Below are 24,039 nucleotides of genomic sequence, written 5' to 3' on the forward strand. Positions count from 1 at the left end.
CCGAGGACGGCGGCGGTGGTGAAGGCCACCGACAGGCCGGAGGCGTCGGCGATCTGCTGCCAGGAGAGGTTCTTGACGGTCTTGGCCTCCACGGCATCAGCGGCCGAGTCGTCGCGGGGCCCCGGGCCGCCAAGTCCCGTAAGCCGTACAGAGGTTCAATCTTTACAGCCGCCTCCGGAGCCCCCGGGTCCTCCGATCCCACGAATGACCAGAGCGGACCCGCCTCTTGGAGGCAGGACAACCTCTGGTGATCCGAGTCGAGGATTCATCTGCGTGGACGAGAAGTCGCAGACCGACGTGTCGGCGAGTGTCGCGTGCGGCACGACGAGTGCGGCGTGGAGTCCTGGAGCACCGCCGGTCCGTCCGCGGCAGGGGCCGGCCGCAGCAAGGACTCGCGGTGGGCCCGGGCCACGGCCGCCATCTCGTCGAGGGCGTCCCGGGCCCGCAGGAGCTCGTCGATCTGCGCCGTGATCCGCTCGCGTTCGCGGGCCAACCGCTCCAGTGCCGCGTCGGAGTTGCGCGTGCTCGGGGAGTCGGTGCACGGCAGGAGTTCGGCGATGGTGCGGCTGGAGAGGTCGGCCGCATACAGCCCCTGGACGAGGCGGACGCGGTCCACGTCCTGCTCCGTGTACTGCCGCTGTCCGCCCGGCGTGCGGGTGCTGGTGAGCAGTCCCTGCTGCTCGTAGTAGCGCAACGACCGCACACTCACCCCGGCACGTGCCGCGAGCTCCCCGATCCGCACGACTGTCTCCCCTGGTGATCCACAGCACCGCGGCTCCTGTGACGCGCCCCACACGGATTCGCGGTGTTCTCCGGTTGCATCTGACACGGATGTCAGGTCTTAGCGTACTCGTGTGCTCCGGCCGACGGAGCACACGAGCACATGAGGAGAATCGACATGCCCTCCCTGTTCAGCAGTTACCGCCTCGGCGGGCTCACTTTGCCCAACCGGACCGTCATGGCCCCCATGAGCCGCGTCCGGGCCGCCGACGGCGGCCTGGCCACCCCCTCGATGGCCACCTACTACGCGCAGCGTGCCACGGCCGGCCTGATCGTCACGGAGGGCGTCCAGCCCAGCCTCGTCGGGCAGTCCAACCCGGGCACGCCCGGCCTGTACACCGACGAACAGACGGATTCCTGGCGGCAGGTGACCGACGCCGTCCACGCCAACGGCGGACGCGTCTTCGCCCAGATCATGCACGGCGGCCGGGTCTCGCACCACGAGACCACGGGCCTGCAGCCGGTCGGCCCGTCGGCCGTGCCCGCCCCGGGCAGCGTGTTCACCCCGAGCGGTCCGCAGCCGATACCCGTGCCGCGGGCCCTGGAGACCGACGAGGTCCCCGAGCACGTCCTCTCCTTCGCGCTCGCCGCCCGCCGCGCCGTCGACGCGGGCTTCGACGGGGTCGAACTGCACGGCGCCACCGGCTACCTGATCTCCCAGTTCCTGTCGTCCAACGCCAACCTGCGCAACGACCGCTACGGCGGCTCGATCACCAACCGGATCCGCTTCGCCGTCGAGGCCGCCGCCGCCACCGTCGAGGCCGTGGGCGCCGCCCGTACGGGCATCCGCCTGTCGCCCGGGGGCGGTATCTGGGGGGTGACCGAGGACGACGCGGCCGAGCTGAACATCGCCCTTCTGACGGAGCTGGCCCGCCTCGACCTCGCCTACGTGCACCTGGAGGCCACCACCGACGAGGAAACCCTTCTCCGACTGCGCAAGACCTGGCCGGGCACCCTCATCATGAACCCCACCCTGCCCGGCGGCCCGAAGCAGACCGGGCGGGCGGAGGCCGACCACTGGCTGGACCTGGGCGCCGACCTGATCTCCTTCGGCCGCGGCTTCCTCGCCAACCCCGACCTGGTCGAACGCCTGCGCTCGAACCTGCCCGTCGCGCCCGCCGACGAGAACACCTTCTACCAGGGGGGCGACGCCGGGTACATCACCTACCCGACGTACCAGCACACGGCCTGAGCGTGTCACCGCGGGCGACGGAGGCGGCCCGGCTTCGCCCGCCCGGGCGCGGCCGGTGACGCCGGGCCGTCCGCGCCTGTCGGAGCGACGGCCCGTTCCACGCCGGAGCGCGACGCCACCGCCTCCGCCCGTCCGCCCGTCCGCCCGTCCGCCCGTCCGCCCGTCCGCCCGTCCGCCCGTCCGCCACCGAACTGCTCCCCAACGGTGAGGACATGCGCCACCACGACATCCCGCCCGGGCTTCTCACCGGCCCGTTCGAAGGAGCCCACGCCCCGTCCGGGCACGGTTCCGCGAGCGAGGACACCACACCCGCCCCCGCCGGCGCCGACAGCCGCCGGCGGGAGCGGTGGCGAGGGCCCCTCCGGACTCGGGGCCCTGAAGTTACCTGTGCGTTCCGCACGTCGGAGAGGTGACAGCGGTGACTGTCCCGGGTGCGGCGGTGCGTGGCAGCGTCTTCTTCGGCACCGACCGGTGGAGGGAGAGGGCGTGAACAAGGGCTACGCCGTGTACTGCGACGCGGACCCGCACTTCTACGACGCGCCGCACCGCACGGCCCCCGGCACCGCGGCGGCCGGTACCCGGTACGCGGCGGCCACCGAACCCGTCCCGGCCGGATGGCAGCGTGGTGAGAGCGGCGACTGGCTGGCGCTGCGGCCGCTGGACGCCGAACTGCCGGCACAGGGCTGGAAGATCCACGTCTCCGCCTGTCTGGACAACGCCGAGTCCGTGCTGGAGCGCGTACGGCGGTACTGCTTCGACCACGGTGTCGCCTTCAAGTTCGTCCCGAGCCGCTATCTGCTCCACCAGCGCAACGCCAAGTACGCCGACCGGGCGGGCAGCGGCAAGTTCATCACCGTGTACCCGGCGGACGAGGAGCGGTTCGAGCGCCTCGCGGGCGAGCTGAGCGACCTGCTGGCCGGCGAGCCAGGACCGCACATCCTGAGCGACCTCCGGCTCGGCGACGGCCCGGTGCACGTGCGCTACGGCAGCTTCACCCGGCGCAACTGCTACGACGAGGACGGCGAGCTGCGGCCGGCGGTCGCGGACCCCGACGGGGTGCTCGTCCCGGACCCGCGCGGCCCGGTGTTCCGGGTGCCCGAGTGGGTGAGCGTGCCGGAGTTCCTGCGGCCCCACCTCGAGGCGCGGGCCACGGTGACGCTGACCGGCATCCCCTACGCCGTCGAGTCGGCGCTGCACTTCTCCAACGGCGGCGGCGTCTACCGGGCGCGGGACACGCGCACCGGCGAGCTCGTGGTCCTCAAGGAGGCCCGTCCGCACGCGGGGCTGGCGGCCGACGGGGCGGACGCGGTGACGCGGCTGGAGCGCGAGCGCCGGGCCCTGGAGATGCTGTCCGGTCTGGACTGCACCCCCGAGGTGCGGGACACGTTCACCGTCGGGGAGCACCACTTCCTGGTCCTGGAGCACCTGGACGGCAAGCCGCTCAACACCTTCTTCGCCCGACGTCATCCCCTCATCGAGGCCGACCCCGGCGAGGAGCGGCTCGCCGAGTACACCGCGTGGGCCCTCGACGTCCACGCCCAGGTCGAGCGGGCCGTCACGCAGGTGCACGAGCGGGGCGTGGTCTTCAACGACCTGCACCTGTTCAACATCATGATCCGCGACGACGGGCGAGTGGCCCTGCTGGACTTCGAGGCCGCCCACCACGTCGACGAACCGGGCCGGCAGACCGTCGCCCATCCCGGGTTCGTGGCGCCGCCCGGTAGGCGGGGCCCGGCCGTGGACCGGTACGCGCTGGCCTGTCTGCGGCTGGCCCTGTTCCTGCCCCTGACCAGCCTGCTGGCGCTGGACCGGAGCAAGGCGGAACATCTCGCCGAGGTGGTGGCGCGGCAGTTCCCGGTGCCGCGGGCGTTCCTGGACGCGGCGGTCGCCGAGATCACCGGTGAGCCGGCCCGTTCGGCGGCGCGCCGGAGCGACAACGGCTTCGTCCCGGTGGAACCGGGCGACTGGCCCCGCAGCCGGGACTCGATGGCGGCGGCCATCCGCGCGTCGGCGACCCCGTCGCGCGACGACCGTCTGTTCCCCGGCGACGTCGCCCAGTTCGCCACCGCCGGCGGGGGCCTGTCGTTCGGCCACGGGGCGGCCGGCGTGCTCTACGCCCTCGCCGAGAGCGGGGCGGGACGCGACGAGGGCGGGGAGCAGTGGCTGCTGGAGCGGACGAAGGAGCCGCCGTCGGGCATGCCGCTGGGTTTCCACGACGGGATCGCGGGGACCGCTTGGACGCTGGACCGCCTCGGGCACCGGGCCAGGGCGCTCGACCTGACCGCGACCCTCCTCGAGCACCCCCTCGACGGGCTCGCCCCGGACCTGCACAGCGGCACGGCCGGCATCGGCCTGGCGCTGGACTCCCTGGCCGCCTCCACCGGGGACACGGCCCTGCGCGCCGCCGCCCTGCGGTGCGCCGAGCTGAGCGCCCGGAGCACACCGGCCGGCGCACCGGACCGGGGGTCCGGCCGCCGGGCCCGTGCCGGTCTGCTGCACGGCGCGACGGGCAGCGCCCTGCTGTTCCTGCGCCTGTACGAACGCACCGGGGACACCGCCCTGCTGGACCTCGCCGGTGACGCGCTGCGCCGGGACCTCGCGCGCTGCGTCCGTGGTGCGGGCGGCGCCCTCCAGGTGGACGAGGGCTGGCGCACCATGCCGTACCTGGGGGCCGGCAGCGTGGGCATCGGCATGGTGCTCGACGACTACCTGGCGCACCGCGCCGACGAGGAGTTCGAGCGGGCGCGGAGCGAGATCGTGCGCGCGGCGCAGGCCATGTTCTACGCCCAGCCCGGGCTCTACCGGGGTGTCGCCGGCATGGTGCTGTACCTGGGCCGGACGACGGCGCCCGGCCCGGGCACCGGACCGGAGGCCGTCCGGCGCCAGATCGACGCGCTGGCCTGGCACGCCATGTCCTACCGCGGCCTGCTCGCCTTCCCCGGCGAGCAGATGATGCGCCTGTCGATGGACCTGTCCACCGGGACGGCCGGCTGTCTGCTGGCCCTCGCGTCCGTGTGCGGCGACCGGCCCGCCGGTCTGCCGTTCCTCCCCCCGCCGCGGCCCGAGCCGCGGCCCACGAGCCGGCCCCACCAGGGGCCGTGAAGAAACACCCGTTGTCCGTACGAAGGGATGAGCACATGAACCTGTTCGACCTGCAGTCGATGGAGACCCCGAAGGAAGAGGCCATGGGGGACGTCGAGACCGGCAGCCGCGCCAGCCTCCTGCTCTGCGGCGACAGCAGCCTCAGCATCACGACCTGTAACTGACGTCCGAGGCGGCCCGTCGCGGTCACCGCGGCGGGCCGCACGGTCCGGTACCGGCGTCCCGGCCTCACCGCCGGGGCGCCGGTGCCGTGTCCCGCCGCCGCGTGCGGCGCCGACCTGGAGGAGGGGGCGGACGGTGGACACCACCCCGGCCCGGCGACGACGGAAGCGTCCGGTGCCCGGCGCGGATCCCGGCCGTGCGCCCGAACTGCTGGTGCTGGTCTGCTCGGTGGCCGCGGCGGCCGCTGCGGTCGCGCAGCCCCTGGTCCTCGGCCGGGCGCTGGACCTGCTGCTGTACGACGGGAGCGCCGGTCCCTGGCTCGCGGCGAGCGTGGTCCTGCTCGTCGGCGAGGTGCTCCTCGACGGCCTGACCGCGCTGCTCACCGGCCGGTGCACCGCCGGCTGGACGGCGTCGATCCGCTCCCACGCCCTCACCGGCCTGCTGCGCGCCGTACCGGAGGCGACGCGTCCGTACTCCGCGGGAGACGTCGCGACGCGGCTCACCCTCAACGCCTCCGACGCGGGTGGCGCACCGGCGGCCCGGGCCGCGCTGGCCGCCTCGCTGATCACCCCGGCCGGCGCGCTCGTCGCGCTGGCCTTCGTCGACGTGTGGGTCGCCGGGTGCGTCCTGGCCGGACTGCCCGCCCTGGCGCTGGTGCTGCGGGTCTTCGCACGCGACACGGGGGCCTCGGTGCGCGCCTACCAGCGTGTGCAGTCGGACATCGCGGGCCGGCTGCTGGAGGCCCTGGAGGGCGTGGAGACCATCGCCGCCGCCGGGACGGCGGACCGCGAACGCGAGCGGGTGCTCCGGCCGTTGGCGCGGCTCGGCGCGTTGGGCGAGCGCATGTGGGCCCTGCACGGGCGGGCGCTGGCCACCGGCGGTGTCCTCGTCCCGCTGCTGACGCTGGCGGCCACGGCCGTCGGCGGGCTCCGGCTGGGCGCGGGCGCCCTGAGCGTCGGCGAGCTGCTGGCCGTGTGCCGCTACGCGCAGCTGGCCGCCGGCTTCGGCAGTGCGGCCACGCTGCTCGGCGGGCTGGTCCGGGGCCGGACGGCGCGGGAGCGCACCACGACCCTGGAGCGGCTGCCCGCCCTGCCCCACGGCGACCGGACCCTGCCCCCCGGCGGCCCGGGCGTCCTCGCGCTGCGCGGCGTACGCGTCCTGCGGGAGGGGACGGAGGTGCTGCGGGCGGACGACGTGGTGGTGCCCGGTGGGGCGACGGCCGCGGTCGTGGGCCGCAGCGGCGCCGGCAAGTCCGTCCTGGCCGCCGTGGCGGGCCGGCTGATCGACCCCGACGAGGGAGAGGTCCTGCTGGACGGGGCCCCGCTGCGCTCCCTGACCCGTGCGAGCCTGCGCACCGAGGTCGGTTTCGCCTTCGCGCGTCCGGTGCTCGGTGACGGCACCGTGGCCGAGGCGGTCGCGGCCGGGGTACGCCCCGCGACGGAGCACCGGGTGCGGGAGGCGGTCCGCGTCGCGGGCGCCGACGCCTTCGTACGCCGGCTGCCGCGGACGTACGACACCCCGCTCGCCGACGTCCCGCTGTCCGGCGGGGAGTACCAACGCCTGGGGCTGGCCCGGGCGTTCGCCCACGCGGGCCGGCTGCTCGTGATGGACGACGCGACCTCCAGCCTCGACACCGCCACCGAGCACGCCGTGGACCGGGCGGTGCGCCACGCGCTCGAGGGCACCACCCGCCTGGTCGTGGCGCACCGCCCGTCGGTCGCGGCGCGGGCGGACCTGGTGATCTGGCTGGAGGACGGACGGGTGCGGGCGGTCGGCCCCCATCGGCGGCTCTGGGAACGGGCCGCCTACCGGGCGGTGTTCGCCACCGGCACGGACCCCGGTGCCACCGGCGCGGATCCCGTCGCCGGCGAGGCGGAGGCCGGGCCCGCGGGCGTCCGGGCCACCTCCCTGCACGGCGAGGTGCGGTCGTGACCGCCGCCGACGGCAGCCGGACGGTGTGGTCCGGCCGGGAACCCGGCCCGCTGCGCCGGGTCTGGCCGCACGCCCGGCACTTCCTGGCCGGGCGCAAGGGCGTCCTCGCACGGCTCGGGGCGTGGTCGGTGGCCGAGTCGGCGCAGACCTTCCTGGTCGGGTACGGCGTCGCCCGGGCCGTCGACCGGGGCTTCCTGGCCGGTGACACGGCCGCGGGGCTCGGCTGGCTCGCGGTCGCCGCCGTCGCCGTGCTGCTCGGGGCGCCCGTGGTCAGGGGAGTCTTCGCCCAACTGGCCGGCCTGACCGAGCCGTTGCGGGACCGTCTGGTGCGGCGGGCGGTCGTGCGGTCCATGGCGGACGCGCAGACCCGCCCCGGTGGCCGGGACCGTGCCGCCGTCTCGCGGCTCACGAACCAGGTCGAGATCGTGCGGGACAGCTTCGCCGGGCTCGTGCTGACCCTGCGCTCGTTCGTCTTCACCGCCGCGGGCGCGCTGCTCGGACTGTTCTCGCTGGATCCGGCGCTGCTGGTGGTGGTCGTACCGCCCCTCGCCGGGGGCCTGGCGCTGTTCCTGGTCACGCTGCGGCCCATGGCGGCGGCGCAGCGGCGGGCCCTGGCCGCCGACGAGGCGCTGGGCGACCACGCGGCGCGGACCCGGGGAGCGCTGCGCGACATCACCGCCTGCGGCACGCAGGAGGAGGTGGCGCACCGCGGTGAACGACTCGTCGCGGAGGCCGCCGCCGCCGCGCGCGTCCTCGCCCGCTGGGCCGCGGTGCGCACGCTGGCCCTCGGTGTCGCGGGCCAACTGCCGGTCCTGCTCCTGCTGGTGTGCGTGCCGTGGCTGCGCGGCAAGGGGGTCACCACCGGTGCGCTGCTGGGCGCCTTCACCTACCTCGCCCAGGCCCTGCTGCCCGCCCTGCACACCCTCATGACGGCGATCGGCGCGGCGGGGACGCGGTTGCTCGTGGTCCTGGACCGCTTCACCGGCACGGGACCGCGTGCGCCCCTGACCGGCACGGCGCCGGCCACGCCCACCCCGGACGCGGACCGGCGGACGGGGTCACCGGCACCCGCCGTGGAACTGCGGTCGGTGACGCTGTCCTACGGGGCGCGGGCGGAGCCGGTCCTCGACGGGCTCGACCTGCGCGTCGAGGACGGCGAGCACCTGGCCGTCGTCGGCCCCAGCGGCATCGGCAAGTCGACCCTCACCCGCCTGGTCGCCGGGACACTGGCTCCGAGCGGCGGTGTGGTCGAGGTGGCCGGCCGTGCGGTCACCGGCCGCGACCCGGCCGAACTCTCCGCCCTGCGCGTCCTGCTGCCCCAGCAGGCGTACGTCTTCACCGCGACGGTGCGGGACAACCTCACCTATCTGCGCCCGGACGCCTCCGAGGCCGGCATCCGGGCCGCCGTGCGCGAGCTCGGTGCCGACGCCCTCGTCGAGCGCCTGGGCGGGCTCGACGCGCCGCTCGCTCCGGGCGACCTCTCCGAAGGCGAGCGCCAACTGCTCGTGCTGGTACGGGCGTACCTGTCCACGGCTCGGCTGCTCCTGCTCGACGAGGCGACCTGTCACCTCGATCCGGCCGCCGAGGCACGGGCCGAGGAGGCTCTCGCCCGGCGTCCGGGGGCGCTGGTCGTGGTGGCCCACCGCATGTCGTCGGCGCTGCGGGCCGACCGCGTCCTCGTACTGGACGGTGTCGGTGCGGCCTGCGGGACGCACCGGGAACTCCTCGGCCGGTCGCCGCTCTACCGCGATCTGGTGGGGCACTGGGGCGAGACCCGGACGTGACCCCGGCACGCCCCCGTGCCCCGCCGCCTCACATCCAGCCGGCGCTCTGGACTATGCGTATGGCGTCCACCCGGTTGCGTGCGCCGACCTTCCGTATCGCACTGGCCATGTAGTTGCGGACCGTTCCCCGCGACAGGTGCAGGGCACCGGCGATCTCGGCGATGGAGGAGCCCTGCGCGGCCTGCGCCACCACGGCGAGCTCCCGGGCCGTCAGCGGCGTCCGGGACGCCTTGAGGAGGGGGACGGTGAGTCGCTCGTCGAGGAAACGTTCCCCCTTCGCGACGGCGTGCACGGCGGCTATCAGACGGTCGGACGGGGCGTTCTTGGCGACGAAACCGAGCGCTCCCGCGTCGAACGCCCTGCGCAGCACGCCCGGCCGTTCCGGATCCGCGAGGACGACCAGCCGGGCCCCGCACCGGTCCCAGTAGGGTGCGCGGCACAGCTCTTCGGTCCCGTCCAGACAGTCCCCGTCCACGACGCACGCGTCCACGGGTAAGTCGTCCTCGCCGGGTGCCTCGCCCCGGGAGGACATGGCCGAGACCTCGAGCCCGTCGGTGGACAGGAGTAGCTGCGCCAGTGCCGAACGCAGCAGCAGCGCGTCGTGCACCACGAGAACACGAACCATGTGCGACCCCCAAGGTCTCCCGGCCGTCCTCGCGGACCACCGGGCTCGTCCCCCAGTTTCCCCAGCCGTCTGCCCCAGGGTCCCGCCGAAGAAGCACGGAGTACGGCGCACCCGCGGGGCAACGACGTCAACACGCCGTTCTCGGCGGCGTCGGCCGCCGCTGCCGGAGCGGGCGAACAGGCCGGATCGCGCCCTCGGCCCGGGGACCGGTCACGGATCGGTCGCGGGCCGACCGCGGCGAGCTCCCCCAACTCACCGTCTGCTACGGGACGTTACGCTCCGAAAGCGGGAAGGGCAGGGGAAGGGGATACGGAAGGAACGTCTCCGCCCCGGGCCTCACAGGCCGAAAACCGCCGAAGTGAATGTGGCTCGAAAGACCAGCGTCCGGACCGCTCCGACTTGCCCCGCCCGGCCCTGTCCGGTCCGCGTCACGCCGTACCCGGACACCCACCGCGGCGCTACTCGGCGGCGTGCCCCCGCCGGCGCTCCCGCGCCCGCTCACCCGCCCGCCGGGCCGTGGCCATGAGCCGGTCCCGCCCCGAGGACAGCAGCAGGGCCAGGGGCGTCACGAACAGGGCGATCAGCAGTGCCGGGCCCCAGTCCATGCCGTCGCGCCGGTACCGCAGGATCAGCACGACGCAGGTATAGGTCAGCACGACGATCAACGCGTTCTTGAGCGGCCTGGACAGCGTCATGCAGGTTCGAGTACCCCGGGGGGCGGCCCCGCATGGCGCACGGGGCCGGACCGCCCTCACCGTTTCGGCGCCCATGTCACGCCCATGTGAAATCCCCCGGCCGGGAGCCGGTGACGGCCGGCCGTTCCTTGACGGCCGCGCGGACCGGCTGCCACGATCGCCGTCATGAAGCAGACGCGACCGGACCTCACGCGGCGACGCCACGTCGACCTCGCGCGTGTCTCCAGCGCCTGCTGTCGCCGCCCGGTCTGACGCTCCCACCGGCAGGTCCCCTCTCCCCGGCGGCGGCGCGGGACCCGCGGCGACCGCCGCCCTCCCGCGCGAGCCGTCCCCGCCGGCGCGCGTACGGCGAGCCGGCTCCCCGCCCGGGTCCACGCGCGCCGGCCCTCATGTCCCCTCCCGGACCCCCGCGTGCCCCGGTACGCGCAGATGTCCCGGCGTTCCCGAAAGAGGTCCCCCATGGCCACCGTCCTGTCCGTCTCCGGCAGCCCCTCCGCCTCCTCCCGCACCAACCGCCTGCTGCGCCACCTCGACGAGCGGCTCGTCGCGCAGGGCCACCGGGTGATCCCGCTCGACGTCCGCGCCATCCCCGCCGAGGCGCTGCTGGGCGCCGACTTCACGCACCCGGCCGTCGTCGAGGCCACCGAACTGTTCGCCGCCGCGGACGGCGTGGTCGTCGGCACCCCGGTCTACAAGGCCGCGTACTCCGGTGTGCTGAAGGCGCTGCTGGACCTGCTCCCCCAGTACGCGCTCACCGGCAAGACCGTGCTGCCGCTCGCGACCGGTGGCAGCGTCGCCCATGTGCTGGCCATCGACTACGCCCTGCGACCGGTGCTCACCTCGATGGGCGCGCGGCACATCGTCCAGGGCTGGTTCACCCTCGACCGGGACATCACCCGGCACGAGGACGGGTCCGTTTCGGTCGCCCCGGCCGCCGCCGAGGCGCTCGCCCAGGTGGTCGACCAGTTCTCGGCCGCCCTCGGGCACGCCCCGGTGCTCGCCGCGGCGAGCTGATCCCGGCCCCCTCCAAGACTCCCCCTGATCGGAAACAGCGTGGCCCTGACCTTCCACTGGTTCCTGCCCACCAACGGCGACAGCCGCGACGTCGTCGGCGGCGGCCACGGCACACCGGTCACCACGTCCGGCCGGGACCGGCCGCCGACGGTGGCGTATCTGAGCCAGATCGCCCGTGCCGCGGAGGACCTCGGTTTCACCGGCGCGCTCACCCCCACCGGTGCCTGGTGCGAGGACGCCTGGCTGACCACGGCCATGGTCAGCCGGCACACCGAGCGCCTGAAGTTCCTGGTGGCCTTCCGGCCCGGGTTCCTGTCGCCGACGCTCGCCGCGCAGATGGCCGCCACCTTCCAGCGGCAGACCGGCGGACGGCTGCTGCTGAACGTGGTCACCGGCGGCGAGAGCCGGGAGCAGCGTGCCTACGGCGACTTCCTCGACAAGGACGCCCGCTACCGCCGTACCGGCGAATTCCTGAGCGTCGTCCGGCGGTTGTGGGACGGCGGGAGCGTCGATCTGCACGGCGAGCACGTCCGGGTGGAGGACGCGAGGCTGGCCCGTGTGCCCGATCCGGTGCCCGAGGTCTACTTCGGCGGCTCCTCGCCCGCCGCGCTCGAGGTCGCCGCGCGGCACGTCGACGTCTACCTCACCTGGGGGGAGCCGCCCGCACAGGTCGCCGAGAAGATCGCCCGGGTGCGAAAGCTCGCCGCGAAGGAGGGCCGCACCCTGCGCTTCGGCATCCGGCTGCACGTCATCACCCGCGACACCTCGACGCAGGCCTGGGCGGAGGCGGAACGGCTGCTGTCCGGCTTCGACCCGGACACGGTACGGGCCGTGCAGGAGGGGCTGGCACGCAGCGAGTCGGAGGGGCAGCGGCGCATGCTCGCCCTGCACGGTGGCGCCCGCGACGGCCTGGAGATCCATCCCAACCTGTGGGCCGGCATCGGCCTGGTGCGCGGCGGCGCGGGCACCGCCCTGGTCGGCAGCCACGAGGAGGTCGCCGGGCGGATCGAGGAGTACGCGTCCCTGGGCATCGAGGAGTTCGTGCTCTCCGGCTACCCGCACCTGGAGGAGGCGTACTGGTTCGGCGAGGGCGTCCTGCCGCGGCTGGCCGCGCGGGGTGTGTGGCGGCACCCGTCCGACGGGCCGGCCGCTGCCCCTCCGGCGCGGGTGGCGCAGCCGGCACCGGCGGCGCGGGCGGCTTTCGCGAGCTGAGCCCGGCCGGTGCGGGGGACCGGCCGGGCCGGCCCTCAGCTCGACGCCTGGTCGCTGTCCTTGAGCGACCCCCAGCCGTGCCAGCGCTCGACCTCGATCCACGCGCTCACCCGGGCCCGCACCCGGTTCGGGTAGGGGTTGCCGGTGTAGTGCGTGGAGAGCCGGTCGATGTCGGCCAGGCCCTCGTCGTCGCGCATCTCGGCCACGCGGCCGATGAGGGTGACGTGCGTGTACCAGTCGTCGCCGTCCAGGACGGTGAGGGTCACGCGCGGGTCCCGGCGCAGGTGCTCGAGGCGTACGCGGCCCTCGTCGAGGTTGACCAGGACGCGGCCGTCGTCCTCCCACAGGTACCAGGTGGGTGTGGAGACGGGGCCGCCGTCCGAGCGGAGGGTGGCCATCACGCACGGGTTGGGGCGGCGCAGCAGGTCGACGGCCTCGGGCGGCAGCGGGGGCTTGGACATGGGGACTCCTTCGTGTCGTGGTCGTTCGGAGGCTGCTTCGACGGCGTTCCGTCACCTCCGCTCATCCGGTACCCCGGCTGCGCTCAGTCGGACGGCTTCTCGTCGAAACTGGCGTAGTAGGCCGCGGCCATGTCCTCGTCGCCGTGTCCCTGGGCCGCGGCGCGCTCCAGGCGTTCGGCGCTCGCGGCGGCGACGTCCAGGCGTACGCCGCCCCGCTCGCCCGCCTCGACGATCAGGCGGGCGTCCTTCGCGGCGGTGGTGACGGCGAACTGGGGCGGGGTGAGGGCGCCGTCGCGGATCAGGCCGGCCTTGGCGCGCAGGTAGCCCATGTCGAGGGGGCCGCCGGCGATGGCGTCGAAGAAGGCGTCGGGGTCCACGCCCAGCGCCTGCGACAGCGCCAGGACCTCGCCGACCGCGTTGGTGGTGGCGAGGACCCAGCTGTTGGCCACGAGCTTGAGCCGGGTGGCGCTGCCGGCGGCGCCGTCCTCGCCGGTCCACACCGTGCGGGAGCCGACCGCGTCGAAGACCGGCGTCACCGCGGCGCGCGCGTCGGCCGGGCCGGCGGCCAGGACGAGCAACTGGCCGGCCTCGGCGGGCTGGCGGGTGCCGAGCACGGGGGCGTCGAAGAAGACCAGGCCGTGCTCGCGGGCGAAGGCTGCCAGCTCGCCGACCGCGTCGAGGCCGGCGGTGGTCGACTGCACCCACGCGGTGCCGGCGCGCAGGCCGGGGGCGGCGCGGCGCATGACGTCCAGGGCGGCCGGGCCGTCGTGGAGCACGGTGAGGACGACGTCGGCGTCGCGCACCGCCTCCTCGGGGCTGCCGGCGACGTGCACGCCGTCGGCGGCCAGCGGCTCGGCCTTGTCCCGGCTGCGGTTCCAGGCGCGGACGGTGAGTCCGGCGCGGGCGAGGTTGCGCGCCATCGCGGCGCCCATGATGCCGGTGCCCAGGACGCTCACGGTGAGCTTGTCGGTCATGACGTCGGCTTCCTGTTCTCGTGCGCGTGATGGTGCTCGTACAAAGAGTGGCCGGGAACAGCCTGCCATCCGGCCGGGGTCCGCGCCGACCGGCCCGGCGGCTCCGGAAAGGCGTCGCGTACGGTACGGCCGTGGACTCCTTCACCCGCAGGACCGACGACAGCGACGTGTACGCCCCCGGCCGCCACGGCCCTTCCGCGACCACGCAGGCGGACCCGCGGGACGTGGGCCGGGTGCGTACCGAGTACGCACCCGCGTGCGACGGGGACCCGGATCCGGGCGAGATCGTCTGGACGTGGGTGCCGTACGAGGAGAACGACGGGCGCGGCAAGGACCGTCCCGTGCTCGTCGTCGCGCGGGAGGCGGCGGGCACGCTGCTCGCCGTGCGGCTCTCCAGCAAGCGGCACGACCACGACCGGGAGTGGGTGCCGATCGGGAGCGGGCCGTGGGACCGGTCGGGGCGGGATTCCTGGGTGGACGTGGACCGGGTGCTGCGGCTGCACGAGGCCGGTATGCGCCGGGAGGCGTGCGCGCTGGACCGGATGCGGTTCGACCGCGTACGGCAGCGGCTGCGGGAGCGCTACGGCTGGAGCTGACGCCCGCCCTCGACGGCTTCCGGGAAGGTCCGCTCGAACGCCGCGCGGACCGTGCCGCCCGGTGTGCGGTCCAGGATGCCGAACGTCACCCGTTCGAACGCGGAGGCGAACCGTCCGCCGGGTCCGAGCAGCGTCCGGAAGGCTCCCGCGACCTGGGCCGGGTCGTTGCGGAACACGCCGCAGCCCCAGGCGCCGAGCACCAGGTGCCGGTAGCCGTGGGCCACGGCCGTCTCCAGCACCCGTTCGGCGCGGGCGGCCAGCGCGGCGCCCAGCTCGCCGGCGCGCTCGGGTGCGGTGCGCAGCACCACGCCCGCGTTCGGCGCGGCGGCGGTGAGGAACCCGGCCGTGTACGGCTCCTCCAGCAGCCGTCCGCGGTCGTCGCGGAAGACCGGCACGGCGGGTGAGTGGATGACGCGGTCCGTGTAGAACGGGTCGCGGTGGGCCCGGTGGTGGTCGTAGAACGCGCGGGCCCGCAGCAGGCAGGTGTGGAGCGCGGAGGCCCGGCACAGGGCCTCCTCCTGGGCCTGGGCGCCGTTGAGGTACCCGCCGCCCGGATTGCGGGCGGAGGCGAAGTTCAGCACGGCGACCTCGCCGCCGAGCCGGCGGGCGGCCTCCAGGCTGCTCTCGCCCGTGACCTCGAAGACCGTGGCCACCGGGGCGTACGGCGGCACCCCGACCGGCCCCGGGCCGTGCATCCGGGTGCCCTCGCGGGCCGCCTCGACCGCCGCCGCGATCCGCACCTCGCGCCCGCCGGGCGTGCGGTAGGCCCCCGCCGTGACGATCTGCTCGGTCTGCTGCGCGATGCCACGCAGGCGCGCGCTCATGGCGCCACCCCCGTGGACGCCGTGACCGCGCGCCGCGCGGCCTCCCCCGTCGTGCTCATGCGGGAATCCTGGGTGATGCTGGTGATGCGGCGCAACGGCATTTCCCGGCCCGGGAAACAACGGGGAAAGTCCCCGGAAACGGTCGGGTCGTGAAGACAGCCGAGCGATAACGTCCCGATATGTACCCTTGTGCGGAGCGGCGCGAGGGTCTTGGGTGGGACGAGTGTGCCGACCCGGCCCACCACGAACGGGGTCGGCGACATGGTGGAATCTCAGGAGGATCCCGACATGTCCGAAGCGGTAGGTGGCTGTACGCGGCCACGCCCCACCGTCACGGAAGCCGAGGTCGAGGCGCTGGTCCACGGCATCTGTTTCAAGACCGGTCCGCCCGCGCGCCTCGGTGTCGAGGTGGAGTGGCTGATCCACGAGCCGCGCGAGCCGCGGCTCCCCGTGACGGACGAAAGACTCGACGCGGTCTACTCCGCCCTGCGGACCGCGCCCCTGAACTCGCCGCTCACCGTCGAGCCCGGGGGCCAGCTGGAACTGAGTTCGCTGCCCGCCGCCTCCCTGATGGAGTGCGTCGACACCGTCGCCGCCGATCTGGACGCCGTCCGGGCGGTCCTGCGGGAGGAGGATCTCGCCCTCGTCGGCCTCGGCCACGACCCCTGGCGCTCTCCCCGCCGGTTCCTGCGTCGGCCGCGCTACGACGCCATGGAGGCCTGTCTCGACCGCACCGGCCCCGCGGGCCGCTTCATGATGTGCGCCACCGCCTCCGTGCAGGTCTGCCTGGACGCGGGGCACGAGGAGCCCGGCCCGCTCGGTCACGTACGCCGCTGGTGGCTCGCCCACCAGCTGGGCGCGGTCCTGCTGGCCGCGTTCGCCAACTCCCCGCTGTCCGGCGGCAGGCCCACCGGCTGGCGGTCCACGCGGCAACTGCGGTGGACGCAGATCGGCACCGGCCGGGCGGGCGGCCCCCCGCTGGACGCCGACCCGCGCCGCGCCTGGGCCCGCCATGTGCTGGACGCCCCGGTGATGTGCGTACGCCGGGACCAGGGACGCTGGGACGTGCCGGAGGGCATGACCTTCCGGGAGTGGACCAGGACCCGGTCACCGCGGCCGCCGACCCGGGAGGACCTCGACTACCACCTCACCACCCTGTTCCCGCCGGTGAGACCGCGCGGGCATCTGGAGCTACGCATGATCGACGCCCAGCCCGGGGACGACGGCTGGATCGTTCCGCTCGCCGTGACGGCGGCGCTGTTCGACGACCAGGAGGCCTCCGAGACCGCCTACCGGGCCGTTAAGCCCCTCGCGGAGCGCACCTCCGGCCGGCCCGCCCCGCACAACCCGCTGTACCGGGACGCGGCCCGCGACGCCCTCACCGATCCGGAGCTGCGCGACGTGGCCGGCGTGTGCTTCACGGCGGCGCTCGCCGCGCTGCCCCGGCTCGGCGCCAGCACCGGGGTGACGGACGCCGTCGCGGCGTTCCTGGACCGCTACGTCGCCCGTGGCCGCTGCCCCGCCGACGACCTGCTGGACACGTACGACGGCACGGGCCACGGCCCGCACGGGAGGGAGACCCGCCCATGACCGACTCCGCCACGGACACCGCCGGCGGCCCGACCGCCGGCCGCACCGCCGAACCCGCCGCCGACTCCCGCGTGGACCCCGAGGCGCTCCGCGAGCGGGCCCTGGCCACGCTCGTCACGGCACGTGAGCGCACCACGCTGCTGACCAGCTGCGTGGAGGGCCCCGACCTGACCGCCCAGGTGTCGCCGCTGATGTCCCCGCTGGTGTGGGACCTCGCGCACATCGGCAACCAGGAGGAGCAGTGGCTGCTGCGCGCCGTCGGCGGCCAGGAGGCGATACGGCCCGAGATAGACAGCCTGTACGACGCCTTCGAGCATCCGCGCGCCGAACGCCCCTCGCTGCCGCTGCTGCCGCCGGACGAGGCCCGTCGGTACGCGGCGGACGTGCGCGGCCGGGCCCTGGACGTGCTGGAGCGCGCCGCGTTCGACGGGTCGCGGCTGACGGAGGCGGGCTTCGCCTTCGGGATGATCGCCCAGCACGAGCAGCAGCACGACGAGACGATGCTGATCACCCACCAGCTCCGCAGGGGTCCGCAGGTCCTGACCGCCCCGGACCCGGATCCCGCGCCGCTGTTCACCGGACCGGCGGAGGTCCTGGTGCCCGGCGGCCCGTTCACGATGGGCACCTCGGCCGAGCCGTGGGCCCTGGACAACGAACGGCCCGCGCACCGGCGCGAGGTGGCCCCCTTCCTCATCGACACCACGCCGGTGACGAACGCCGCGTACCAGGCATTCATCGAGGACGGCGGCTACGACGACCCGCGCTGGTGGGCCCCGGAGGGCTGGGAGCACATCCGCCGCCACTCCATCACCGCCCCGCTGTTCTGGCGCCGGGACGGCGGGCAGTGGCTGCGGCGGCGCTTCGGCGTCACCGAGGTGGTGCCGCCCGACGAGCCGGTGGTGCACGTGTGCTGGTACGAGGCCGACGCGTGGGCCCGCTGGGCCGGGCGGCGGCTGCCCACCGAGGCCGAGTGGGAGAAGGCCGCCCGGCACGACCCGGCCGGCGACCGCTCGACGCGCTATCCGTGGGGCGACGCGGACCCGGGCCCGGAGCACGCCAACCTCGGCCAGCGGCACCTGCGCCCGGCGCCCGCGGGCAGCTATCCGGCCGGCGAGTCCCCGCTCGGGGTGCGGCAGCTGATCGGTGACGTCTGGGAGTGGACGTCGAGCGACTTCGCCCCGTACCCCGGGTTCCGCGCGTTCCCCTACCGGGAGTACTCGGAGGTGTTCTTCGGACCGGACTACAAAGTGCTGCGCGGCGGTTCGTTCGCCGTGGACGCGGTGGCCTGCCGGGGGACGTTCCGCAACTGGGACTACCCGATCCGGCGGCAGATCTTCTCCGGGTTCCGCACCGCCCGCTCCGCGGAGGGCTCCTGATGTGCCGTCACCTGGCCTACGCGGGCCCCGCGGTGCCGCTCGGCCGGCTCCTGGTGGAGCCGGCGCACGCCCTGTACCGCCAGTCCTGGGCGCCCCGGTGCCAGCGGTACGGCACGGTCAACGCCGACGGGTTCGGCGTCGGATGGTACGCGGAGGACGACCCGGTGCCGGCGCGCTACCGCCGGGCCGGGCCGATCTGGGCCGACCAGTCCTTCGCCGACCTGGCCCGGGTGGTGCGGACCGGCGCGCTGCTGGCCGCCGTGCGGGACGCGACGCTGGCGGGCGCTGACGCGGAGGCCGCGGCGGCACCGTTCGCCGCGGGGCCCTGGCTGTTCAGCCACAACGGTGCCGTGGCGGGCTGGCCCGGCTCACTGGAGCGGGTGGCCCAGGCCCTGCCGGCAAGGGAGTTGCTGTCGCTGGAGGCCCGCAACGACTCGGCGCTCGTGTGGGCCCTGGTCCTGCACCGGCTGCGTGCCGGGGACGACATGGGCACGGCGCTGGCCGACACGGTGCTGGAGGTCGCCGCGGCCTCCCCCGCCTCCCGGCTCAACCTGCTGCTCACGGACGGCGGGACCATCGCGGCCACCGCCTGGGGCGACACCCTCTGGTACCTGGCCCGGCCCGGCGGCGGCACGGTCGTCGCCTCCGAACCGTACGACGACGATCCGCGCTGGCGAGAGGTCCCCGACCGCACCCTGCTCGCGGCGAGCGGCGCGGACGTGCTGCTGACCCCGATCGAGGAGCCGCGCGATCACGCCCTGGTGCCCGCGGCCACGGCCGCTTCCGTAACCGCGAAGGAGCCCCGCACGTGAGCCCGTTCCGCCTCACCCGCACGCTGCCCGAGGACGCCACGGACGCCGCCCTGCGCGCCGACGTCCTGACGGGCCTGACGGGTACGCCCAAATCGCTGCCGCCCAAGTGGTTCTACGACGCCCGGGGCAGCGAGCTGTTCGAGGAGATCACCGGGCTGCCCGAGTACTACCCCACCCGGGCCGAGCGGGAGATCCTCGCCGTCCGGGCCGGGGAGATCGCCGCCGCGACCGGCGCCCGCACCCTGGTCGAACTGGGTTCGGGCTCCTCGGAGAAGACGCGGCACCTGCTCGACGCGCTGACCGGGCTGGACGCGTACGTGCCGGTCGACGTCAGCGAGAGCGCCCTCACGCAGGCCGGGCGGGCGATCGTCGCCGAACGGCCGGGGCTGCGGGTGCACGCGCTGATCGCCGACTTCACCGCCGGGCTCACGCTCCCGGACACGCCGGGGCCCCGGCTGGTGGCGTTCCTCGGCGGCACGATCGGCAACCTGCTGCCCACCGAACGGGCCGCGTTCCTGGCGTCCGTCCGGGCGCTGCTCTCGCCCGGCGACGCGCTGCTGCTGGGCACGGACCTGGTCAAGGACGAGCGGGTGCTGGTGAGGGCGTACGACGACGCGGCCGGGGTGACGGCCGCGTTCGACAAGAACGTCCTCGCGGTGATCAACCGCGAACTGGGTGCCGACTTCGTGCCCGCGGCCTTCGACCACGTCGCGGTGTGGGACGCGGAGCGCGAGTGGATCGAGATGCGGCTGCGCTCGCGCACGGCGCAGACGGTGAAGGTCCAGGCGCTCGACCTGGCCGTGGACTTCGCCGCCGGGGAGGAGATGCGCACCGAGGTGTCCGCGAAGTTCCGCCGGGAGGGCGTGCGGGCGGAACTGTCCGCGGCCGGCCTGGACCTCACCCACTGGTGGACCGACGGCGAGGAACGCTTCGCGCTGTCGCTGAGCCGGGCGCGCTGATGCGGGCGCGCTGATGCGGGCGCGTCGAGCCGGAGACGCTGTTTCCGGGACCCGGTGCCGCGTCAGCGGGTGTCGGGGTCCAGGAGTTCGGTGATGCGGCCGGAGGCCCGTTCGGCCTCCGGCCGCGCCTCGGCGCCTTCGAGGACCTCGGTCATGTACTCCTTGATCGGGTTGTCCGCCTCGACGGCACCCCACAGCGGTGTACTGGGGGTCGCACGGCCCCGCGCGGCACCGGCGGCCATCGCCGCGACCCCTTCCTCGCCCGCGACGTCCGCGGCCAGCGACGCCTTGTTGGGGACGTAGTTCATGGTGCGGGCCAGATCGGTGTTCCACTTGGCCCCGGTGAGGGCCTCCACCACGGCGACGGCGCCGTCCCGGTCGTCGGTGTTCGCCGGGACGACGAGGTCGGAGCCGCCGGTGAACACGGCCCCGGGCCTGTCGGCGCTCTTGCCGGGCACGGGGAAGAAACCCAGCTTGTCCTCGAGAGCGGGGTTCTCGCGCAGGACGGACTGGACGAGCCCCGGAACCGCGATGATCTGGGCCACCCGGCCCTTGGCGAACACCCCGGCCTGCGGGGGGTGTTCCTCGTCGGCGTCGGCGGGTCCCTCGCCCAGGGCCTGCAGTTCACGGTAGAAGTCCATGCCGCGCAGGGCGGCCGGGCTGTCCAGCGCGCCCGTCCAGACGCCGCCGTTCTCCTCGGCGAGGTCGCCGCCCTCGTCCCAGATGAAGCCGGACAGCGTGTACCAGTCCTGTCCGGCCAGGTAGATGCCCTGGCCGGCGCCCCGGTCGAGTTTCCCGGTGACGGTGAGCCACTCCTCGCGGGTGCGCGGCGGCCGGGTGACGCCGGCCTGCTCGAACAGGTCCTTGCGGTAGATGACGACGCGGTTGGCGGCGTACCAGGGGATGCCGAACTGGCGGGACAGGTACTCCCCCGGTTCGGCGAGGCCGGGCAGCCAGTCGCGGATCCCCCAGTCCCGCATCGACTCGAGCGTCAGGTCCTCCAGCCGGCCGCTCTCGGCGTACTGCGGGACCTGGGTGTTGCCGACCTCGATGACGTCCGGCCGCCCGTCGCCGCCGTCGGACTCCAGCGCGGTCTGTGTCTTCTCGCCGATGCCGGTCCACTCCTGGATGCGGACGTCGAGGTCCAGACCGGGATGCTCACGCTCGAAGTCCTCGGTGAAACGCTTCAGGAAGTCCTCCGAGGCGCTGCCCTTCATCAGCCACACGGTGACGGCGCGCCGCCCGCTCCCGCCGTCCGAGGGCATCAGACCGCAGCCGCCGAGCAGGGAGGCGGAGACACAGAGGAGGGCGAGGATGCGACGTCTCACGAGGGGTCCTTCTGGTCGGACAGGTGTCGGTGACGGACCGGTCGGTCCCGCGCACGCGAAGGGAGACCCGACGTGGGGGGACGAGCGTGAGGCTCGTACGGGTGTCTGGGATTTTGGTATGGACCAATGCGAAGGTCAAGGGCGAGGCCCGGCCGGGAGGACGGCGGGCGGCCGGCGGGGACGCCGACGCCTCGCGCTCCGCCGTCGCGTGGGGCACGGTGGAGTGACGCGCGGCACGCGCGACACCGCCGTCCGTCCCGCGGAAGGGAGCACCCGCATGTCGAACCACACCTACCGGGTCACCGAGATCGTCGGCACCTCGCCCGACGGCGTCGACCAGGCCGTCCGCAACGGCATCTCCCGCGCCTCGCAGACCGTGCGCAACCTGGACTGGTTCGAGGTCACGCAGGTACGCGGCCAGATCGAGGACGGGGAGGTCGCCCACTGGCAGGTGGGCCTGAAGCTCGGCTTCCGCCTGGAGGACTCGGCCTGACGCCCCGGCGGGCCCGGACGCTGTCGGCGAACCCCTGAGCCGGGTGCCGGTCGGAGCCAACGCCCCAGCGACACGCCGCCCGCACGTTGCGCTGCTGAGACATTCGCTCCGGTCGAGAGGGACCGGAGGATCCACCTGACAGCCGCCGGGTGAATTCGCCGGCAGCATCGACCCGGACCGGGGCTCACGGAGAACGGACCGGGGCTCATGGAGAACGGGCAGGGGCCCGCGGAGAACGGACAGGGGCCGCCGGGATGGTCAGGTGCGCCCCTGCCGCTCCTGGGCATCCCTCAGCTCGGCCGACCGGGCGGCCCAGTCCGCGCGGACGACGGTGAACCCGGCCCGTTCGGCGTCGTCGCACACCAGCGCGTCGTCGTCCACCAGGACGCGGATCTCGCGGGTGCGGGCGAGCCGGCCGAGGACCTCCAGCTTGGTGCGGCGGGCGGGCCGGCGGTCGGTGTCGCGCCGCATGTGCACCCGCCCTTCGGGGAGCCCCTGCGCGGCCAGCCAGTCGAGCGTGTCACGACGGCAGCGCTCGGGCCGTCCGGTCAGGTAGACGATCTCGCACTCCCCGGCGCTCGCGCGCACCAGCGCGATGCCCTCCGGCAGCGGCGGGTCCTGGGGCGCGGCGGCGAAGAAGGCGTCCCAGTCACGCGGCCGGCGCTCCAGGAAACGCTGCCGGTGCGCGGTGTCGGCGAGGGTGTTGTCCAGGTCGAACACGGCCAGCGGAGGCCTGCTTCGGTCGGTCACGCCCCCACCCTAGAGCGCGGCCGCGACCGGCGGCACCCACCGCTTGTTAATGGGATCCATTTTCATGTAGCGTCCCGACGGTCACCGACCGAAGGGAAGCCCCATGGCCGTTCCGAAGCGGAAGATGTCCCGCAGCAACACCCGCCACCGCCGCGCCCAATGGAAGGCGGCCACGCCGGCGCTCGTGCCCGTCACCGTCGACGGCGTCCGCCACCTCGTACCGCAGCACCTGGTGCGGGCCTACGAGCGCGGACTGCTGCGGCCCGAGGGCTGACCGGGACCCGTCGCGCACCGGGCCCGGGAATCCTCGCGCCGCGCACGCGTTGAACCCCGTGTGAGCTCAGTGATCGCGACGACCCGCTTCTCCGTCCTCGACCGCTCCCGCATCCGCGAGGGCCGCACCGGCGCCGAGGCGCTGCGCGACACCGTGGCGCTGGCACGGGAGGCGGAGCGGCTCGGCTACCACCGGTTCTGGGTGGCGGAGCACCACGGCGTGCCCGGGGTGGCCGGCTCCGCGCCGACCGTGCTGGCCGCCGCCGTCGCCGGCGCCACGCACCGCATCCGGGTCGGCACCGGCGGCGTGATGCTGCCCAACCACCGGCCCCTGGTCGTCGCCGAGCAGTTCGGCGTGCTGGAGTCGCTGTTCCCGGGCCGGATCGACATGGGCCTCGGCCGGTCGGTGGGGTTCACCGACGGCGTACGCAGGGCGCTGGGCCGGGACAAGGACGACGCCGAGGACTTCGACGCGCAACTGGCCGAACTGCTCGGCTGGTTCCGGGGCACCTCCCCGACGGGTGCGCACGCCCGCCCCGCGGAGGGGCTGACCGTGCCGCCGTTCGTGCTGGCCATGGGCGAGGGAGCGGCCGTCGCCGCCCGTGCGGGCCTGCCGATGGTCATCGGAGACCTGCGCGACCGGGACCGGATGCGGCGCGGCATCGACCGCTACCGCGCCGCCTTCCGCCCCTCCGCGTGGAGCCGGGAGCCGTACGTCGTCGTCTCGGGCACCGTCGCCGTGGCCGGCACCCCCGAGGCCGCCCGGCGCCTCCTGCTCCCGGAGGCCTGGTCCATGGCCCACGCGCGCACCCGCGGCACCTTCCCGCCACTGCCGCCGGCCGAGGACGTCGAGGCCCGGACGATGACCGCCAAGGAGCGCGAGCTGTACGAGTCCGGTCTGAACGGCCACATCGCGGGTACCGAGGAACAGGTCGCCGGCGAACTGGAGACGCTCCTGACGGAGACGGGCGCCCAGGAGGTGCTGGTGACCACCAGCACCTACGACCGCGAGGCCCTGCTGGAGTCCTACCGGCGGCTCGCCCGCGTCACCGGCGCGGGGCCCCGGGCCACCCCGGCGTAGAATCGCTGGGTTTGTCCCGCCGGC

General features: G+C 74.7%; 24 protein-coding genes and 1 pseudogene. 16 read left to right on the plus strand and 9 right to left on the minus strand.

The window, feature by feature from the left end:
- Positions 1 to 104, minus strand: a pseudogene (locus ACIRFH_RS28905) (cyanate hydratase); the annotation flags it as partial.
- A gap of 161 nt (positions 105 to 265) precedes the next feature.
- Positions 266 to 742: a MerR family transcriptional regulator gene (locus ACIRFH_RS28910; RefSeq protein WP_403526930.1), complete on the minus strand. Its 477-nt coding sequence runs from the start codon at positions 740 to 742 to the stop codon at positions 266 to 268.
- Between the two features lie 156 nt (positions 743 to 898).
- Between ACIRFH_RS28910 and ACIRFH_RS28915 the strand changes: the two genes are divergently transcribed.
- The 5 genes from ACIRFH_RS28915 to ACIRFH_RS28935 all read left to right on the plus strand — a co-directional run bounded on the left by ACIRFH_RS28915 (position 899) and on the right by ACIRFH_RS28935 (position 8,952).
- Positions 899 to 1,972, plus strand: a complete 1,074-nt coding sequence (locus ACIRFH_RS28915) for an alkene reductase (protein WP_403526933.1) — start codon at positions 899 to 901, stop codon at positions 1,970 to 1,972.
- A 486-nt stretch (positions 1,973 to 2,458) separates the two neighbouring features.
- Positions 2,459 to 5,074, plus strand: coding sequence for a class III lanthionine synthetase LanKC (gene lanKC / locus ACIRFH_RS28920; RefSeq protein WP_403526936.1), 2,616 nt, complete (start codon positions 2,459 to 2,461; stop codon positions 5,072 to 5,074).
- A 35-nt stretch (positions 5,075 to 5,109) separates the two neighbouring features.
- On the plus strand, positions 5,110 to 5,238 hold the full coding sequence (locus ACIRFH_RS28925; RefSeq protein WP_003972313.1) for a SapB/AmfS family lanthipeptide: 129 nt from the start codon (positions 5,110 to 5,112) through the stop codon (positions 5,236 to 5,238).
- 133 nt (positions 5,239 to 5,371) lie between these two features.
- Entirely contained in the window at positions 5,372 to 7,168 is a 1,797-nt protein-coding gene (locus ACIRFH_RS28930; protein WP_403526939.1) for an ABC transporter ATP-binding protein, read from the plus strand.
- Complete coding sequence (locus tag ACIRFH_RS28935; protein WP_403526942.1) at positions 7,165 to 8,952, plus strand: ATP-binding cassette domain-containing protein; 1,788 nt, start codon at positions 7,165 to 7,167, stop codon at positions 8,950 to 8,952. The genes ACIRFH_RS28930 and ACIRFH_RS28935 overlap by 4 nt, the downstream gene beginning before the upstream one ends.
- Positions 8,953 to 8,980: 28 nt before the next feature.
- Here ACIRFH_RS28935 and ACIRFH_RS28940 read toward each other — a convergent pair whose 3' ends face one another.
- Both ACIRFH_RS28940 and ACIRFH_RS28945 read right to left on the minus strand, forming a co-directional pair.
- Positions 8,981 to 9,577 (minus strand): LuxR C-terminal-related transcriptional regulator, encoded by a 597-nt coding sequence (locus tag ACIRFH_RS28940; RefSeq protein WP_403526945.1) that lies wholly within the window; start codon positions 9,575 to 9,577, stop codon positions 8,981 to 8,983.
- A 458-nt stretch (positions 9,578 to 10,035) separates the two neighbouring features.
- Positions 10,036 to 10,272 carry a hypothetical protein gene (locus ACIRFH_RS28945; RefSeq protein WP_403526948.1) on the minus strand — a complete coding sequence of 79 codons (237 nt, stop codon included), beginning with the start codon at positions 10,270 to 10,272 and terminating at the stop codon, positions 10,036 to 10,038.
- A 165-nt stretch (positions 10,273 to 10,437) separates the two neighbouring features.
- Here ACIRFH_RS28945 and ACIRFH_RS28950 point away from each other — a divergent pair, with 165 nt between their 5' ends.
- The 3 genes from ACIRFH_RS28950 (at position 10,438) to ACIRFH_RS28960 (ending at position 12,498) form a co-directional block, all read left to right on the plus strand.
- Entirely contained in the window at positions 10,438 to 10,524 is an 87-nt protein-coding gene (locus tag ACIRFH_RS28950; protein WP_350721800.1) for a putative leader peptide, read from the plus strand.
- 207 nt (positions 10,525 to 10,731) lie between these two features.
- Positions 10,732 to 11,286, plus strand: a complete 555-nt coding sequence (gene ssuE, locus ACIRFH_RS28955) for an NADPH-dependent FMN reductase (protein WP_403526951.1) — start codon at positions 10,732 to 10,734, stop codon at positions 11,284 to 11,286.
- 39 nt (positions 11,287 to 11,325) lie between these two features.
- The gene (locus tag ACIRFH_RS28960; protein ID WP_403526954.1) at positions 11,326 to 12,498 is read left to right on the plus strand and encodes an LLM class flavin-dependent oxidoreductase; all 1,173 of its coding nucleotides are present in this window, start codon (positions 11,326 to 11,328) and stop codon (positions 12,496 to 12,498) included.
- A gap of 35 nt (positions 12,499 to 12,533) precedes the next feature.
- On the opposite strand, the gene ACIRFH_RS28965 is transcribed toward ACIRFH_RS28960, so the two are convergent.
- Together ACIRFH_RS28965 and ACIRFH_RS28970 are read right to left on the minus strand one after the other, a co-directional pair.
- The gene (locus ACIRFH_RS28965; protein WP_403526961.1) at positions 12,534 to 12,959 is read right to left on the minus strand and encodes a PPOX class F420-dependent oxidoreductase; all 426 of its coding nucleotides are present in this window, start codon (positions 12,957 to 12,959) and stop codon (positions 12,534 to 12,536) included.
- 83 nt (positions 12,960 to 13,042) lie between these two features.
- Entirely contained in the window at positions 13,043 to 13,933 is an 891-nt protein-coding gene (locus ACIRFH_RS28970; RefSeq protein ID WP_403526963.1) for an NAD(P)-dependent oxidoreductase, read from the minus strand.
- Positions 13,934 to 14,064: 131 nt separating this feature from the next.
- Between ACIRFH_RS28970 and ACIRFH_RS28975 the strand changes: the two genes are divergently transcribed.
- Positions 14,065 to 14,529 carry a type II toxin-antitoxin system PemK/MazF family toxin gene (locus ACIRFH_RS28975; protein WP_403526966.1) on the plus strand — a complete coding sequence of 155 codons (465 nt, stop codon included), beginning with the start codon at positions 14,065 to 14,067 and terminating at the stop codon, positions 14,527 to 14,529.
- On the opposite strand, the gene ACIRFH_RS28980 is transcribed toward ACIRFH_RS28975, so the two are convergent.
- Positions 14,514 to 15,353: a TIGR02452 family protein gene (locus ACIRFH_RS28980; protein ID WP_403526969.1), complete on the minus strand. Its 840-nt coding sequence runs from the start codon at positions 15,351 to 15,353 to the stop codon at positions 14,514 to 14,516. The genes ACIRFH_RS28975 and ACIRFH_RS28980 overlap by 16 nt on opposite strands.
- A gap of 288 nt (positions 15,354 to 15,641) precedes the next feature.
- Between ACIRFH_RS28980 and egtA the strand changes: the two genes are divergently transcribed.
- From egtA to egtD, 4 genes are read left to right on the plus strand one after another with little or no spacing between them, the layout of a single operon-like run.
- A complete protein-coding gene (gene egtA, locus ACIRFH_RS28985; protein ID WP_403526971.1) occupies positions 15,642 to 16,943 on the plus strand; it encodes an ergothioneine biosynthesis glutamate--cysteine ligase EgtA in 1,302 nt (433 codons plus the stop codon).
- Complete coding sequence (egtB, locus tag ACIRFH_RS28990; RefSeq protein ID WP_403526974.1) at positions 16,940 to 18,319, plus strand: ergothioneine biosynthesis protein EgtB; 1,380 nt, start codon at positions 16,940 to 16,942, stop codon at positions 18,317 to 18,319. The genes egtA and egtB overlap by 4 nt, the downstream gene beginning before the upstream one ends.
- Positions 18,319 to 19,131, plus strand: a complete 813-nt coding sequence (gene egtC, locus ACIRFH_RS28995; protein ID WP_403526977.1) for an ergothioneine biosynthesis protein EgtC — start codon at positions 18,319 to 18,321, stop codon at positions 19,129 to 19,131. Before egtB ends, egtC begins: the two co-directional genes overlap by 1 nt.
- Positions 19,128 to 20,090: an L-histidine N(alpha)-methyltransferase gene (gene egtD / locus ACIRFH_RS29000; protein WP_403526980.1), complete on the plus strand. Its 963-nt coding sequence runs from the start codon at positions 19,128 to 19,130 to the stop codon at positions 20,088 to 20,090. Before egtC ends, egtD begins: the two co-directional genes overlap by 4 nt.
- A 62-nt stretch (positions 20,091 to 20,152) precedes the next feature.
- Here the strand turns inward: egtD and ACIRFH_RS29005 are convergent, their stop codons facing one another.
- A complete protein-coding gene (locus ACIRFH_RS29005; RefSeq protein ID WP_403526983.1) occupies positions 20,153 to 21,418 on the minus strand; it encodes an extracellular solute-binding protein in 1,266 nt (421 codons plus the stop codon).
- A 277-nt stretch (positions 21,419 to 21,695) separates the two neighbouring features.
- Here ACIRFH_RS29005 and ACIRFH_RS29010 point away from each other — a divergent pair, with 277 nt between their 5' ends.
- Complete coding sequence (locus tag ACIRFH_RS29010) at positions 21,696 to 21,911, plus strand: dodecin (protein ID WP_403526986.1); 216 nt, start codon at positions 21,696 to 21,698, stop codon at positions 21,909 to 21,911.
- 258 nt (positions 21,912 to 22,169) lie between these two features.
- Here ACIRFH_RS29010 and ACIRFH_RS29015 read toward each other — a convergent pair whose 3' ends face one another.
- Entirely contained in the window at positions 22,170 to 22,661 is a 492-nt protein-coding gene (locus ACIRFH_RS29015; protein WP_403526989.1) for a hypothetical protein, read from the minus strand.
- Positions 22,662 to 22,764: 103 nt separating this feature from the next.
- On the opposite strand from ACIRFH_RS29015, the gene rpmF reads away from it, so the two are divergent.
- Together rpmF and ACIRFH_RS29025 are read left to right on the plus strand one after the other, a co-directional pair.
- A complete protein-coding gene (gene rpmF, locus ACIRFH_RS29020; protein WP_030896418.1) occupies positions 22,765 to 22,935 on the plus strand; it encodes a 50S ribosomal protein L32 in 171 nt (56 codons plus the stop codon).
- A 60-nt stretch (positions 22,936 to 22,995) separates the two neighbouring features.
- Entirely contained in the window at positions 22,996 to 24,015 is a 1,020-nt protein-coding gene (locus tag ACIRFH_RS29025) for an LLM class flavin-dependent oxidoreductase (RefSeq protein WP_403526992.1), read from the plus strand.
- The last annotated feature ends 24 nt before the right edge of the window (positions 24,016 to 24,039 follow it).

Origin of the sequence: Streptomyces sp. NPDC093586, assembly GCF_044764905.1 — a bacterium.
GTDB lineage: Bacteria > Actinomycetota > Actinomycetes > Streptomycetales > Streptomycetaceae > Streptomyces.

Coding starts and splice junctions, on each gene's coding strand:
- ACIRFH_RS28915 (WP_403526933.1), top strand. CDS start 899: ATGCCCTCCCTGTTCAGCAGTTACCGCCTCGGCGGGCTCACTTTGCCC.
- ACIRFH_RS28925 (WP_003972313.1), top strand. CDS start 5,110: ATGAACCTGTTCGACCTGCAGTCGATGGAGACCCCGAAGGAAGAGGCC.
- ACIRFH_RS28940 (WP_403526945.1), bottom strand. CDS start 9,577: ATGGTTCGTGTTCTCGTGGTGCACGACGCGCTGCTGCTGCGTTCGGCA.
- ACIRFH_RS28945 (WP_403526948.1), bottom strand. CDS start 10,272: ATGACGCTGTCCAGGCCGCTCAAGAACGCGTTGATCGTCGTGCTGACC.
- ACIRFH_RS28950 (WP_350721800.1), top strand. CDS start 10,438: ATGAAGCAGACGCGACCGGACCTCACGCGGCGACGCCACGTCGACCTC.
- ssuE (WP_403526951.1), top strand. CDS start 10,732: ATGGCCACCGTCCTGTCCGTCTCCGGCAGCCCCTCCGCCTCCTCCCGC.
- ACIRFH_RS28965 (WP_403526961.1), bottom strand. CDS start 12,959: ATGTCCAAGCCCCCGCTGCCGCCCGAGGCCGTCGACCTGCTGCGCCGC.
- ACIRFH_RS28970 (WP_403526963.1), bottom strand. CDS start 13,933: ATGACCGACAAGCTCACCGTGAGCGTCCTGGGCACCGGCATCATGGGC.
- ACIRFH_RS28980 (WP_403526969.1), bottom strand. CDS start 15,353: ATGAGCGCGCGCCTGCGTGGCATCGCGCAGCAGACCGAGCAGATCGTC.
- egtA (WP_403526971.1), top strand. CDS start 15,642: ATGTCCGAAGCGGTAGGTGGCTGTACGCGGCCACGCCCCACCGTCACG.
- egtB (WP_403526974.1), top strand. CDS start 16,940: ATGACCGACTCCGCCACGGACACCGCCGGCGGCCCGACCGCCGGCCGC.
- egtC (WP_403526977.1), top strand. CDS start 18,319: ATGTGCCGTCACCTGGCCTACGCGGGCCCCGCGGTGCCGCTCGGCCGG.
- ACIRFH_RS29010 (WP_403526986.1), top strand. CDS start 21,696: ATGTCGAACCACACCTACCGGGTCACCGAGATCGTCGGCACCTCGCCC.
- rpmF (WP_030896418.1), top strand. CDS start 22,765: ATGGCCGTTCCGAAGCGGAAGATGTCCCGCAGCAACACCCGCCACCGC.